The following is a 13,010-nucleotide window of genomic DNA, read 5'->3' as shown; positions in this document are numbered from 1 at the left end:
GTGACGGTTGTGACGCGGCCACGTGTGTTCTCCTCTGTCTCTGCGCTGAGATGCGCACAGTACCCGCCTCCCATCCGATCACGCCGGAGATAAGCGTCAGCTAAGACGCTTTCCCGCCGCTGACCTGGGAGGGTTGCCACATTTACTCATCTAAGTTAAAAATTACTCATGCCAGTAAATACGGTCACCAACTCGGCCAGAAGGGCGCAGATCGTGGCGGCGACCATCGAGACGATCGCCGAGATCGGATACCACCAGGCGAGCTTCGCCCGGATCGCCGAGAAGGCCGGGCTCAGCAGCACGCGGATCATCTCGTACCACTTTGATGGCAAGGACGAGCTGATGAGCCAAGCCATCGTCACAATTTATGGCGATTTGTCCAAGTTTATGACCATACGGGTGAGCGCCCAGACGACGGCGACCGGCGCGCTGGACACCTACATCCGTTCACTCGTGGCGTACATGAGGGACCACCGCACCGAGATGCGCGCCGCCACGGAGATCTTCCTCAACTTCCGGCCGGAGGGCGGCTCGCGGGCGCAGGACGTGGCCACGGACCTGTCCGCCCTGTCCCACATCGAGCGCCTGCTGGCCTGGGGGCAGGAGAGCGGCGAGTTCGGGCGGTTCAGCACGCGGGTGATGGCGATGGCGGTCCAGCGGGCGCTGGACGGGCTGCCGTTCCTGGTGGAGGCCGACCCGGAGGCGGACCTGGACGAGTACGCCGACGAGCTGGCCGCGCTGTTCGCCAGGGCGACGCGCGCATGAGCACCAGGCTCAAAGGACTGACGCTGCTGGCGGTGGACATCGGGCTGCCGATGGCCCTCTACTACGTGCTGCGCGCGTCCGACGTCGAGTACCACACCGCGCTCGTGGTCAGCTCGTTCATCCCGGGCCTCAGCGTCGTCTCCGACCTCCTGCGCCGCCGCAAGCCGGACCGGCTGGGCCTCTACATGACGGTCATGATGCTGGCCAGCGCCGCCGTCTCCCTGCTCGTCCACGACGTCCGCCTCCTGCTGGCCAAGGACGGCTGGTTCACGGCGGTCGCCGGTCTCTGGTTCCTGGCCAGCGCGCGCGGCGAGCGGCCGCTGGCGTTCGTGTTCACCCGCTTCCTGCTGGAGGGCCGGGTCGGTCCCAACCGCGAGTCGTGGGACGTGCTCTGGGAGCGGCTGCCCGCCTTCCGCCGGATCTGGCGCGTGGTGAGCGTCATCTACGGCATCGGGCTGCTGATCGACGCCGTCGTACGGGTCGTCATCGCCTACACGCTGCCGGTGGACGCCGTGCCCGGGATCAACACCGCGCAGTACGTCGTCTGGTTGCTGCTGATGCAGGTCGCCATCAACGTCTACCTGGTGCCCACCGGCCTCTTCAACCGCTACTCCCGCCTGTACGCCGAGCTCAGCCGCACCTGAGCCTGGCCTCGCCCCAGTCCGCGTGGTCGTTGCCGTTGCCGTCACCGGCGTCGCCGGCCACGAGGTCCACGTACCGGGCGCCGGTCAGGTCGGCGCTCAGCTCGTACGCGGCGTCGGCGGCCCGCAGCACCGGGCTGCGCGCCTTCTCCACACCGTCGGCCACCACGGCGAACTCCACCGACCCCCGCGTCGTCTGCACGTCGTCAACGCCGACGAAGGCCGTGAACCCGGTACACCGGCCACCCACGTAGAAACGCACTTTGGCGGGCGCATGCGTGCCCAGCCCCTTGTCGAACGCCCGCCCGCCGATGACGATCGGCCCGCCGTCGGCCGGCCCGGTGTCGCCGTTGGACCGGTCGCGCTCCACCGGCCCCCAGCCGTTGTCGGCGCTGACCCACTCCAGGTCGCCGGCGTAGGCGTCGGCGGCGGGCGGGGGCGGCAGCGTGCGCACGGACGCGGTGGCGGTCAGCGTCCTGGGCGCGCCGCCGACGGTGTAGGAGGCGGTGGCGGTGAGCTCGTACGTCTCGTACGGCGCGCCGGCCGGCGGCGTGACCCGCCAGGTGGTGACCAGCCTCCCGCCGGGCTCCACGGAGCCGTTCCCTTCGCCCTCGGCCGTCCACCCGTCCGGCACCCCCAGCCGGACCTCGGCGTCCTGGACCGCCGCCTGCTCAAGGTTGGTGAACGTGGTGGTGACCTCGTTGGCCGCGCCCTGCTCGAAGGCCGCCGAGGCGGGCGTCAGGTCCAGCGACCCGCACGCCTGCGCCTCCGGCGTGGGGCCGAGGTCGGTGACGGCGAAGTCGTCGAGGACGAAGTCGGCCCCGGCCAGTTCGGGCCGGAGCGAACGCAGCCCGACCCAGACGTCGCCGCACCCCGCGACCACCCGCTCGCTGAACCTCGCGGTCGTGCGCCGCTCGGGAATGGGCGTGCGCCGGGTCTCGGTGCCCGGGTCGTAGCCGGTCACCCACTGGTAGGTGCCGGCCAGCGCGTTCTGATAGGCGAACGACACCTCGTAGGCGTGCCCGGGCTCGAAACGGGCCGTCTGCGGCACCGTGCGGTAGATCAGTCCCTGCCGCTCCTCGTGCGCCTTCAGCGACCAGCGCCCGCTCAGCACGTCGTCCACCGTCTTGCCGTTCCACCCGGCCTGCGTGTAGGGCTCGTGCCGCTCGGACAGATGCGTGCGCGCGTCGAACGACCCGCCCGCGTCCCCCTTCACGAACGGCCCCCACCCGGGCTCCACGGACTCGAACGTCTCCACCGCGCCGCCCGGCTCCCGCTCGAACACCCGCACGTCGTCCACCCGCACCTCCCCGTCGCCCGCCGCGGCCGTGATCCGCAGCGTGACGGCCGGGGACGCCGCCCTGAACGTCACCTTCACTCGCTGGAAGAAGGTGTCGTGCTTCTCGTCGGAGGCGATGTAGTTCCTGGCCGTCGAGCGCGACACGGTCACCGCCTCACCCTCTGCCTCCAGGGTGGTCGCGCGCGTCTTACCGGGCTCGACCTCGACGAACGCCGAGGCGGTGTACGTACGTCCCGGCCGCAGCCCCTTCAGCGGCTGCTCCAGCCGCGCCCGCGCGCCGCCGCCGAGCAGCGCCACCCGATGGCCCAGGTCATTCCTCTGTACGCTGACGGGCCCGCTGACGTTCCACCCGCCGAGGCGATCACCGTTGAACCCCGGGTCCCGCACGCCACTCCCCTCGCCCCAGCCGGGATCGGCCTGCTCGGGCGCTTTGCCGGGATAGAGCACGTACGGCACCCCGGCCTTAGCCCGCAGAGTGATCTTCCCGCCGGCCGGCCTGACCGTGCCCACGGGGACGCGGCCCTGGTCGGTGAGCTCGTACACGGTCATCGACCGGTCGGCCTGCCACGTGGTCTCGCCGCCCGCCGGGTTGTAGTGGTAGTACCGGCCCTGCCACGGCAGCAGGTACGTCCCGCCGTCGAGCACCTTCCGCCCATTGACGAAGAACTCGCGCCTTCCCTCCCGGTACGTCCCGCGCACGCCCCCGGTGAACACGATCTCGTCGGCGTTCCAGTCCACGATCCGCTGCCGCTGCAGGAACTTGGCAGGCAGGTTGTTCTCCCAGATGTTGCGGTAGAAGGCGGTGAAGTCGTTCTCCGCCGTCCAGCCCTCGAACTCGACGATGCGGGCGTTGCCCAGGATCGGATGGGCGTTCCAGACGTCCTTCTCGTGGTTGCGGACGAACCGGATGATCTGCGAGTTCAGCCCCTTGTTGGTGGCCCCGCCGTAGTTGAGGTCGTTGGCCCAGTGCGCCCACAACGACGAGCGCTCCAGCTTGTCCGACCACTCGGTGGTCACCTGCCAGCCCTGCGCGCGCAACTCGGCCAGCGTACGGTCGGCGACCCAGCCGTACGGCCTGAAGACGTCCACGTACAGCACGGCGAGGTTCCTGTCGGTCTCCTGGCGGAGCTGGGCTAACCTGCGGGCGAGGGTGCCCCTGGTCAGGTCGCCGCGCTGGTCGATCAGGTACGCCTGGTCGAGCCAGTTCCAGCCCTTGGCGTCCTTGTTCACCAGTTTCTCGCCGAAGTTCCCGGCCTCGGGGTAGGACTCGGTGGCGTTGACGTGCACCCCGAACGTCGCGTTCCACTCCTTACCGCCACGGAGCAGCGCGTTCAGGTCCTTCAGCCCTCCCGCGCGCCGGTTGTAGTTGCCGCCGTAGTCGGGATGCGCGGCATCGTGCCCCTCGGACTGGTAGCCCTTGAGTAACGCGAGCTGCCCGAGCCCGTCGGTGGCCAGCGAGACACGCTTGACGTCGTCCAGCGTGCGCAGGAACGGGTGCGTGGCCTGGCTGGAGAAGTTGAACGGAATGTGCGTGACCACCCGGTCCTTGGTGCGCTCCGCGCCCAGAGGCGCCACGGCGATGCTCCTGTACGCGACCGCGCCGTCCTGCCAGTCGAGCGTGCCGTCACCGTTGGCGTCCGGGGTCAGCACGACCTTCGCCCACGGCAGCTCCTCGGTGAACGGCGATCCCTCCGCCCGGTAGGTCCACTGGCCGCTCCACACGCCCACCCGCACCGCGCCGTCGGCTCCCATCCTGGCCTGATGCCAGAGCCGGGCCGCGTCCCGGTCCGTCACCCCCGCGGGGCGGTCGTAGGTGGAGTTCGACTCGACGGCGGCGGCCAGCCGGCCGGTGCTGACGATCGCGTACGTCGCCCCCACCGGCGCCTGCTCGGGCGCCGTGCCCGCGGTGACCTGGGCGAAGACGTCGGCGGTACGCGTCGAGTTCGGGTCCAGCCGGGTGAACGCCGTGGCCGCGCCCGGCTGCGCGCTCGACACGGACACCAGGTCATGTCCCGGCAGGTCGATGGTGCTGACCCGGAACGCCTCGGTGTCGGTCACCTTGTCGATCGCGAACGTCGTCACCCGGCCCCTGACACCGACGCTCGCCTCCATGGCGACGCCGTCGCCGAACGCCAGCCGGTAACGGGCGGTCGCGCCGTCGTTCGCGGTCAGGGTGACTTCGGCGGTGCGGGCCTGGCCGTTCAGCACGACGGCGGGCACCCCCGTGCCGCCGCCCATCGTGGCGCCGCCCGCCCTGTCGGTGTAGCCCAGGACACGCGGGAACGCCGGGTCCAGCTCCACGCGCAGGGCCCCTGACGAGATCACGACCGGCTCGGCCACCCGCGCGGGCGCGGGCCGCACGTTCTGCTCGGTGGGGCTCGGCGGCGGCGCGCCCGTGGGTGACGGCTCGGGCGAGGACAGCTCGTACGCCGGCTCGCCCGTGGGCGTGGGCGGCGGATCGGCGGGCGCCGGGGCGGCCATGGCCGTGGCCGCGAGTGCGAGGGCAGCGAGGATTACGGGACTTGGACGCATAGGTGTCCTTCCGGGTCATGCGTCACACCGTTCGGGAGCCCCGATCATCACCCGCCGCACGACCGCACGCCATGCGCGTACGCGTCAGATTTCTACGCTGCCCCGGCCACAAGCATGCATGACCTAGCGACGCACGCCCTTGGCCATGTCCCTGGCCAGAGCGGCGATGGACTCCCGGCCCGCCGCCTCGTCGGGCGCGTCGAGAATGCGCCGGATGAACGCCGACCCCACGATGACGCCGTCGGCGTAGGCGGCCACCTCGGCCGCCTGCGCGCCCGTGCCGACGCCCAGGCCCACGCACACCGGCAGATCCGTGTGCGCCCGCGTCTTCTCCACCAGGCCCTCGGCGGCGACGTTGACCGTCTCCCTGGCGCCCGTGACGCCCATGAGCGAGGCCGCGTACACGAAACCGGTGCAGCAGTCGACCACGGCCTTGATGCGCTGCTCGGTCGAGCTGGGCGCGACCAGGAACACCGTGTCGATGCCCGCGGAGGCGGACGCCGCCCGCCACGGCTCGGACTCCTCAGGCGTCAGGTCGGGCGTGATCGTGCCCGCGCCGCCCGCGTTGGCCAGGTCACGCGCGAACCGCTCGGCGCCGTATTTGTCGATGGGGTTCCAGTAGGTCATGACGAGCGTGGCCGCCCCGGTCGCGGCGACACCCTCGACCGTGCGCATGACGTCGGCGATGCGCGTGCCGTTGAGCAGCGACCTGTGCACCGCGTCCTGGATGGTCGGCCCGTCCATGAGCGGGTCGGAGTAGGGCAGGCCGATCTCGATGACGTCGCAGCCGGCTTCCACCAGGGCCGCGGCGGCCGAGATGCCGCCGTCCTTGGAGGGGAAGCCCGCGGGCAGGTAGCCGACAAGCGCGGCCCGGTTGTCCGCCTTCGCCTTGGCGAAAACCGTCTGAAGAGTCGTCATGTCTGTCCGTTTCGAAGGTCGAGTCTCACCATGATGCCCTGCCGCGCGCCCACCCCAGAATCCTCCGCGCCGGTAGGGCGCCGATGTGTCGCCGCAGCCCGGCGCAGGCCGTCAGCGGGTCACAGGTTGAAGTACTTCATGGCCGTGCCCATGTCCTTGTCGCCGCGCCCCGAGAGGTTGACCAGGATGGTCGCCTCGGGGCCGAGCTCGCGGCCCAGCTCCAGCGCGCCCGCCAGGGCGTGGGAGGACTCGATGGCCGGGATGATGCCCTCGGTCCTGGACAACAGCGAGAACGCGGCCATCGCCTGGTCGTCGGTGATGCCGTGGTAGGTGGCGCGGCCGGTGTCCTTCAGCCAGGCGTGCTCGGGGCCGACGCCCGGGTAGTCGAGCCCGGCGGAGATCGAGTGGGACTCGATGGTCTGGCCCTCGTCGTCCTGCAGGACGTAGGTGCGCGAGCCGTGCAGCACGCCCACGGAGCCGGCGGTGAGCGTGAGCGCGTGCTCGCCGCTCTCCAGGCCGTGCCCGGCGGCCTCGTAGCCGTGCAGCTGAACGCCCTCGTCGCCGATGAAGGCGTGGAAGATGCCGATCGCGTTGCTGCCGCCGCCGACCGCCGCGCACACGGCGTCGGGCAGCTTGCCGGTCAGCTCCAGGATCTGGCGGCGGGCCTCGACGCCGATGATGCGCGCGAAGTCGCGCACGATCTCGGGGAACGGGTGCGGCCCCGCGACCGTGCCGAACAGGTAGTGGGTGCTGTCGACGTTGGTCACCCAGTCGCGGAAGGCCTCGTTGATGGCGTCCTTCAGCGTCTGGGAGCCGTTGGTCACCGGCACCACGGTCGCGCCGAGCAGCTTCATCCTGGCCACGTTGAGCGCCTGGCGCTCGCAGTCGACCGCGCCCATGTAGATGACGCACTCCAGGCCGAGCAGGGCCGCGGCGGTGGCGGTGGCCACGCCGTGCTGGCCAGCGCCGGTCTCGGCGATCACCCGCTTCTTGCCCAGCCGCTTGGTCAGCAGCGCCTGGCCCAGCACGTTGTTGATCTTGTGGGCGCCGGTGTGGGTGAGGTCCTCGCGCTTGAGCACGATCCTGGCGCCGCCGGCCTGCTCGCTGAAGCGCAGCACATCGGTCAGCGTGGTGGGCCGGCCCGCGTAGGTGCGCAGCAGGTGGTCGAACTCGCGCAGGAACTCCGCGTCGTTCTTGGCCTTCTCATAGACCGCGGCCACTTCGTCGAGCGCCGGGATGAGCGCCTCGGGCACGTATCGGCCACCGAAGATGCCGAACTTGCCGTGCACGTCGGGGTCGTTTCCGTGGGCGCCGTTGCCCGCCAGGTCGGCGGCGGTCAGGATGGTGCCTTCTTTTGCCACTGCTATCCCTCTGCTGAGTGGTCGGGGCGCGTCGACGGATGGGCGCCGGCGGTCACCAACGCCTCCACAGCCTTGCGCGGGTCCTTGCCGGTGACCAGGCTCTCCCCCACCAGAACGGCGTCCGCGCCACCCCTGGCGTAGGCGAGCAGGTCGTGCGGGCCGCGCACGCCCGACTCGGCAATCTTGATCACATTATCGGGGATCTTCGGCGCCAGCTTCGCGAAGACATCGCGGTCGACCTGGAGTGTCTTCAGATTTCGCGCGTTGATCCCGATGACCCGGGCGCCGGCGGCAACCGCCCGCTCCAGCTCCTCCTCGGTGTGCACCTCGACCAGCGGGGTGAGCCCGATGGACTCGGACCGCTCGATGAGCGACACCAGCGCCTCCTGCTCCAGGCAGACGACCATGAGCAGCGCCAGGTCGGCGCCGTGGGCGCGAGCCTCCCAGAGCTGGTAGGAGGTCAGGATGAAGTCCTTGCGCAGGATCGGGATGTCGACCCGGGCGCGGACCGCCGCCAGGTCTTCGAGGCTGCCGCCGAACTTGCGCCGCTCGGTCAGCACGCTGATCACGTGGGCGCCGCCCGCCTCGTAGTCGGCCGCCAGCGCCGCCGGATCGGCGATCGCGGCGAGCGCGCCCTTCGACGGGCTGGAGCGCTTGACCTCGGCGATCACCGAGATCCGGTCACCCCCGAGCGCGGCCATCGCGTCCCTGGGCGCGTGCGCCCGCTCGGCTCGCTGCTTGAGCTCGTCAATAGACACGGCCTGCTGACGTGCGGCGAGGTCGGCGCGCACCCCGTCGAGGATGTCGTCGAGGACACTCGGCCCTTCCGTCCGCTCACTCACGCGCTTGGGGTCCCTCCGGTCGGCTTCTGGGGGTGGCGGAGAGTTCGCGTCGCGTCCGCTCTCCGCCTTTGTCCTGCGATGGTATCGGCCCGCACGGTGTCACCTCACCACCGGTCCCCGAAGTGGGGAAAGCCTAGGGGGCGAGGAACGCCCCGAATGGCAGATTACGGACGACCCAGTAGACCATGACGACCCCGATGAAGGCCCACAGCCACGCCGGATGCGCCAGCGTCGTGCGCCGGGGCCTGCCCTGCAGGGTCCGCACCACCCACCGCCCCCACCAGAACAGCAGGAACGGGATCATGGCCATCGCCAGCGGGTTGAGACCCAGCGCGGCGACCGGATCGAGGTGTGCCAGCGCGTGGATGGTGCGCAACGTGCCGCACCCCGGGCAGTAGAGACCGGTGAGCCACAGGAAGGGGCAGGTCGGATAGTGACCGGGCTCGTTGGGGTTGATCGTGCCGACGAACGCGAACACCGCTCCGGTGAGCGCCGCAACACCGAGCGGGGGCAACAGTTCTCTGAGGCGGTCCGCGCCTCTCCGCCCGGTCGCTGCGCTGCTCATACTGCCAGTATCCGCCTTTCCATGAACGAGGTCGTCACGCGGTCTAGAGACTGCTGGAGTACGAGGCGCTCAGGGAGGCGAGCAGCATGATGTACAGGACGACGCCGATGATGATGAGGATGTACTGGATGACGCCGCCGATGATGGCGCGCTTCCACCACGTCTTGGCCTCCTCCGACGCCTGCTGCGCGCCCGCGAAGTCGCCGACCTGCCACTTCTGGTTCACCTGCGACGACTTGACGATCGACACGATGCCGATGGGCAGGCAGCAGAACAGGGTGGTGAGGATCGCGGCGACGAGGTGGTTGTCGGGCGGGGTGCCCCCGGGAGGGCCGCCGTAGCCACCGCCGGGAGGCTGCTGCCCGTAACCGCCGCCGCTCGGGGGCTGCTGCCCGTAGCCGCCGGGGGGCTGCTCGCCGTAACCGCCGCCGGTCGGGGGCTGCTGGCCGTAACCACCACCGCTGGGAGGCTGCTGGCCGTAGCCGCCACTGCTGGGAGGCTGCTGCCCGTAACCGCCGCCGGGCGGCTGGGCGCCGTAACCGCCGTCGCCCTGGTTACCGTAGCTCATGGTAATGACCCCTCATGTCGTCATCGTTGAGTCTGGTTGCGCGCGGCAGCCTAGCGAGAAACCAGCCCCTACGTGGACATACGCCCAATTCGCGGACAAGTCGTAATCGGACCGCAAGCGGGTCGTCACGGTCCGGCTACGCTCCCGACGGGCTAATAGTCGTACGAGGTCGACGCGGCGCTGCTCAGTCCGATCGCCGACAGCAGCAGGCCGCCGAAGATGATCCAGCACAGCACCCAGATCACGACCGTGATGTAGGAGGTGACGAGGCCGCCCATGGCCATGCCGGAGCCCTCCTCGCCGGTGCGCTTGATCCGGTTGAGCGCGATGTGCCCGCAGATCACGCCCGGGATGCTGGTGAGACCGCAGAAGACCAGGCCGACGATGCCCAGGACGAGCGAGGCCACCGCCATGCCGTTGGTGCTGCGCTGGGGTGCGCCGTACTGCCCGTAGCCCTGCTGCCCGTAGCCCTGCTGCCCGTAGCCCTGCTGCCCGTAGCCCTGCTGCCCGTAGCCCGGCTGCCCGTAGCCCGGCTGCCCGTAGCCCGGCTGGCCGTAACCGCCGCTCGGGGGCATCTGGCCGTAGCCGAGGTCCTGCGGATAGCTGGGCGGCTGTTGCCCGTAGCCTCCCCCGCTCGGGGGCTGCTGGCCGTAGCCGCCCTGACTGGGTGGCTGCTGCCCGTAGCCGCCACCCTGGCTGGGCGGCTGCTGGCCATAGCCGCCACCCTGGCTGGGCGGCTGCTGACCGTAGCCACCACCGCCCTGACTGGGGGGCTGCTGACCGTATCCTCCCCCGGGTGGCTGCGCGCCGTAGCCGCCGTTGCCGCCCTGATCCCCGTAGCTCATGACGTACTCCTCAAGTGTTTCGTGGCGAGTTGCAACGGCAGCTTATTGAGGAAACGTTTGCCTGGCGGACAAGGATTCAGAAGAGTGGAGAATTCGCCATTGCCGAATCTCAGCGCGAATCGGTGGGGTCGTCCCCGCGATCGAGCGCGTCCCAGAGTGCTTTGTCCTCGCTGACCTGCGCACTCGCGCCTGTGGCCGGGCCCGCGTCCCTGTCGTAGCGCGCCGACATGCCCGCCCAGCGGCTCGCGCGGACGATCGCGACGAATCCCCCGGCTGTCATCAGCACCGCGCCGGCGGCCGCGACGACCGGCCACAGGGGCACGCTCTCCCAGGGCAACTCGGTGACGCCGTGCAGCACGTTGCGCTCGCGCAGCCAGCCGGCGACGTTGGCGGCGTCCAGCGCCGTCCACGTCCCCGCCGCCGCTCCCACGCCGCAGAGGGCGAGCAGCGCGCCGACGACGCGGCGCCCCATGCCCTTGGTCGCCAGCACGGCCACCACGCCGGCCAGCCCGGCCAGCGCCACAGGAGTCAGCACGGGACTCAGCTCGCCCCCGGTGGGCGCCACCGCGCCGGCCTCATGTAGCACCCGCACCCAGGACCGGCCCGCGGCGAACAGCACCAGCAGGCAGCCCGCGGCGGTCGCCACCACCCAGCCCCACAACTCCCCGCGCCCGGAGGCCCCCTTGCCCATGGTCACCGCCTAGCCGAGCCGGATCTCTAGCCGGTCGGCGTCGAAGCAGGTGCGGTCCCCGGTGTGGCAGGCGCCGCCCTCCTGGTCGACCTTGATCAGGACGGTGTCGCCGTCGCAGTCGAGCGCCACGGCCTTGACGTGCTGGACGTGGCCCGAGGTGCCGCCCTTGACCCAGAACTCGCCGCGGCTGCGCGACCAGTAGGTGGCCCTGCCGGTGGTCAGCGTCCGATGCAGGGCCTCGTCGTTCATCCAGGCCAGCATGAGCACCTCACCGGTGTCGTACTGCTGGGCGATCGCGGGGACCAGGCCGTCGGGGTTGCGCTTCAACCGTGCGGCGATCTTGGGATCGAGGGACATGCACCCCATTCAACCAGCCACGTCCCGCGCCTCCGCCACGGGACGGCCGGTGGTCAGGCCAGAGCCTGGGAGAGGGTGTCGTAGATGGGGAACAGCGGCGCCAGGTTCGTCCGCCGCAGCCGCCGCAGCACCAGCCCGTCCGGCGCCACCAGGGCCATGGTCCCGTCGCGCTCCCGGAGCGTGGCCAGCTGGCGCACCAGGACGCCGAGGCCGGTCGTGTCGATGAAGGTCAGGGCGGACAGGTCCACCACGAGCCGGGGACCGTGCGTCCGCACGGCCTCGGCCAGGCACAGCCGGACCTGTGAGGCGTTGTCGAGATCGACCTCGCCGGCCAGGCTGACCACCACGAGCTCCCCGTGCTGGCGTCGTGACATCTCAAGCACATCCACGCCCATGCTCCTCATGACCCCTCCCGCGGGTGGCCCCGCCGAAAAGGTATACCTGTCTGTATCGCGTCACGGAGGGTTTTGCCGAGAATGCGCTACGTGATGACATGGATCGGAGTAATTTCTGACCCGACGCGTGCTAGGGGAGGACACCATCGTGGTGCACGTCGCGGACTCCGGCCTCGATCCCGACCTGGGTGATCATGTCTGCCTGCCGTTCGAGGGCGAGCGGGAGCGGATGGCGGCCACGCGGGCGTTCACGGTGAACGGGCTGCGCCGCCGTACCAAGGTGGTGATCATCACCCACGCCGACAGTCCGGACAGGACGCGGCGGTGGCTGGCGCCGCTCGTGCCGGGGTTCGCCGACGCCGAGGCCGCCGGGCAGGTCGAGATCCTGGCGTGCGCCGACACCCACTTCACCGCCGGCCGCCTGGACCCCGGCCGGGTCTACGAAGGGCTGGCCGACGCCAACAGCCGGGCCCGCGAGCACGGGCAGCACGGCGTGTACGCGCTGGTCGACGCCTCCTGGGGGGTGCGCGACGCGCCCGGGCAGGCGGCGTTCGAGGCGGCGACCAACCAGTTGTTCGGGGAGCGGTGGCTGGCGGCGGTGTGCCAGTACGACCGCGGGCTGTTCGCCCGCGACGCCCTCGACCGGGCCGCCTCCGTGCACCCGATCTCCCCCGAGCAGGCGCTGCTGCGCTTCTCCACGACGCCCCGGGGGCTGACGGTGTGGGGTGACGTCGATCTCACCAACCGGCCGGCGTTCGCCTCGCTGCTGGCGCGGATGGAGAAGGAGCCGGGCGAGGTCGTGGTCGACGCGTCCGGGCTCGACTTCATCGACGCCGGTTCTGCCCAGTTGCTCACCGTCACGGCCATGGCCAGGCCGCCCGGCACCACAGCGGTCGTGTGCCGGGACCCCATGGCCCGGGTCCTGCGGCTGATCGGGGCGGAGGAGTTCGTCGCCGTGCGCCGGGTGGGCGATGGGTAGGCAGGTGCTCTGCCTGAGCTTCGCGCGCGGGCGCATCACGTTCCTGCGCCGGACGGTGGCCGAGCACGCGAGGTACGAAGGGCTGACCGGCAGGCGGCTGGAGGACTTCGTGCTGGCGGTGAACGAGATCACCACCAACGCGGTCGAGCACGGCGGCGGGCACGGGCGGTTGCGGCTGTGGTCGCACGAAGAGCGGTTGTGGTGCGAGATCGCCGATGAGGGGCCGGGGATGCCGGCGGGGTGGGTGGGCG

The 13,010-nt window shown here is 70.7% G+C and carries 14 protein-coding genes; 4 read left to right on the top strand and 10 right to left on the bottom strand.

The window, feature by feature from the left end:
* The first annotated feature begins 168 nt into the window (after positions 1-168).
* Complete coding sequence (locus ACFPZ3_RS44125; RefSeq protein WP_379520359.1) at positions 169-765, top strand: TetR/AcrR family transcriptional regulator; 597 nt, start codon at positions 169-171, stop codon at positions 763-765.
* Complete coding sequence (locus ACFPZ3_RS44120; protein WP_379520358.1) at positions 762-1,409, top strand: VC0807 family protein; 648 nt, start codon at positions 762-764, stop codon at positions 1,407-1,409. The genes ACFPZ3_RS44125 and ACFPZ3_RS44120 overlap by 4 nt, the downstream gene beginning before the upstream one ends.
* Here ACFPZ3_RS44120 and ACFPZ3_RS44115 read toward each other — a convergent pair.
* The 10 genes from ACFPZ3_RS44115 to ACFPZ3_RS44070 form a co-directional block, all read right to left on the bottom strand.
* On the bottom strand, positions 1,396-5,238 hold the full coding sequence (locus ACFPZ3_RS44115) for an endo-alpha-N-acetylgalactosaminidase family protein (RefSeq protein ID WP_379520357.1): 3,843 nt from the start codon (positions 5,236-5,238) through the stop codon (positions 1,396-1,398). The two genes, ACFPZ3_RS44120 and ACFPZ3_RS44115, sit on opposite strands and share 14 nt — an antisense overlap.
* A 123-nt stretch (positions 5,239-5,361) precedes the next feature.
* Positions 5,362-6,156 carry a tryptophan synthase subunit alpha gene (gene trpA, locus ACFPZ3_RS44110; protein WP_379520356.1) on the bottom strand — a complete coding sequence of 265 codons (795 nt, stop codon included), beginning with the start codon at positions 6,154-6,156 and terminating at the stop codon, positions 5,362-5,364.
* Positions 6,157-6,275: 119 nt separating this feature from the next.
* Complete coding sequence (trpB, locus tag ACFPZ3_RS44105; RefSeq protein ID WP_379520397.1) at positions 6,276-7,481, bottom strand: tryptophan synthase subunit beta; 1,206 nt, start codon at positions 7,479-7,481, stop codon at positions 6,276-6,278.
* Positions 7,482-7,519: 38 nt separating this feature from the next.
* Complete coding sequence (gene trpC, locus ACFPZ3_RS44100; RefSeq protein WP_379520355.1) at positions 7,520-8,359, bottom strand: indole-3-glycerol phosphate synthase TrpC; 840 nt, start codon at positions 8,357-8,359, stop codon at positions 7,520-7,522.
* Between the two features lie 133 nt (positions 8,360-8,492).
* Complete coding sequence (locus ACFPZ3_RS44095) at positions 8,493-8,924, bottom strand: DUF2752 domain-containing protein (protein WP_379520354.1); 432 nt, start codon at positions 8,922-8,924, stop codon at positions 8,493-8,495.
* A 43-nt stretch (positions 8,925-8,967) separates the two neighbouring features.
* Complete coding sequence (locus tag ACFPZ3_RS44090; RefSeq protein WP_379520353.1) at positions 8,968-9,492, bottom strand: CD225/dispanin family protein; 525 nt, start codon at positions 9,490-9,492, stop codon at positions 8,968-8,970.
* A 152-nt stretch (positions 9,493-9,644) separates the two neighbouring features.
* A complete protein-coding gene (locus tag ACFPZ3_RS44085; RefSeq protein ID WP_379520352.1) occupies positions 9,645-10,337 on the bottom strand; it encodes a DUF4190 domain-containing protein in 693 nt (230 codons plus the stop codon).
* A 109-nt stretch (positions 10,338-10,446) separates the two neighbouring features.
* Positions 10,447-11,028 (bottom strand): Trp biosynthesis-associated membrane protein, encoded by a 582-nt coding sequence (locus tag ACFPZ3_RS44080; protein WP_379520351.1) that lies wholly within the window; start codon positions 11,026-11,028, stop codon positions 10,447-10,449.
* 9 nt (positions 11,029-11,037) lie between these two features.
* The gene (gene hisI, locus ACFPZ3_RS44075; protein WP_379520350.1) at positions 11,038-11,385 is read right to left on the bottom strand and encodes a phosphoribosyl-AMP cyclohydrolase; all 348 of its coding nucleotides are present in this window, start codon (positions 11,383-11,385) and stop codon (positions 11,038-11,040) included.
* 53 nt (positions 11,386-11,438) lie between these two features.
* Complete coding sequence (locus ACFPZ3_RS44070) at positions 11,439-11,774, bottom strand: STAS domain-containing protein (RefSeq protein WP_379520349.1); 336 nt, start codon at positions 11,772-11,774, stop codon at positions 11,439-11,441.
* A gap of 154 nt (positions 11,775-11,928) precedes the next feature.
* Here ACFPZ3_RS44070 and ACFPZ3_RS44065 point away from each other — a divergent pair, with 154 nt between their 5' ends.
* Positions 11,929-12,759 carry an MEDS domain-containing protein gene (locus ACFPZ3_RS44065; protein ID WP_379520348.1) on the top strand — a complete coding sequence of 277 codons (831 nt, stop codon included), beginning with the start codon at positions 11,929-11,931 and terminating at the stop codon, positions 12,757-12,759.
* The coding region (locus tag ACFPZ3_RS44060) for an ATP-binding protein (RefSeq protein ID WP_379520347.1) at positions 12,752-13,010 on the top strand (259 nt) is incomplete at its 3' end. The genes ACFPZ3_RS44065 and ACFPZ3_RS44060, both read left to right, overlap by 8 nt.

It is taken from the genome of Nonomuraea insulae, from assembly GCF_042656245.1.
The sequence above is the reverse complement of the archived record's forward strand: the minus strand, read 5'-3'. Positions and strand labels throughout refer to the sequence as shown.

Bases quoted from the DNA above. Each gene is read 5' to 3' on its own strand.
- ACFPZ3_RS44125 (WP_379520359.1), top strand. From the start codon at position 169: ATGCCAGTAAATACGGTCACCAACTCGGCCAGAAGGGCGCAGATCGTG.
- ACFPZ3_RS44120 (WP_379520358.1), top strand. From the start codon at position 762: ATGAGCACCAGGCTCAAAGGACTGACGCTGCTGGCGGTGGACATCGGG.
- ACFPZ3_RS44115 (WP_379520357.1), bottom strand. From the start codon at position 5,238: ATGCGTCCAAGTCCCGTAATCCTCGCTGCCCTCGCACTCGCGGCCACG.
- trpA (WP_379520356.1), bottom strand. From the start codon at position 6,156: ATGACGACTCTTCAGACGGTTTTCGCCAAGGCGAAGGCGGACAACCGG.
- ACFPZ3_RS44095 (WP_379520354.1), bottom strand. From the start codon at position 8,924: ATGAGCAGCGCAGCGACCGGGCGGAGAGGCGCGGACCGCCTCAGAGAA.
- ACFPZ3_RS44090 (WP_379520353.1), bottom strand. From the start codon at position 9,492: ATGAGCTACGGTAACCAGGGCGACGGCGGTTACGGCGCCCAGCCGCCC.
- ACFPZ3_RS44085 (WP_379520352.1), bottom strand. From the start codon at position 10,337: ATGAGCTACGGGGATCAGGGCGGCAACGGCGGCTACGGCGCGCAGCCA.
- ACFPZ3_RS44080 (WP_379520351.1), bottom strand. From the start codon at position 11,028: ATGGGCAAGGGGGCCTCCGGGCGCGGGGAGTTGTGGGGCTGGGTGGTG.
- hisI (WP_379520350.1), bottom strand. From the start codon at position 11,385: ATGTCCCTCGATCCCAAGATCGCCGCACGGTTGAAGCGCAACCCCGAC.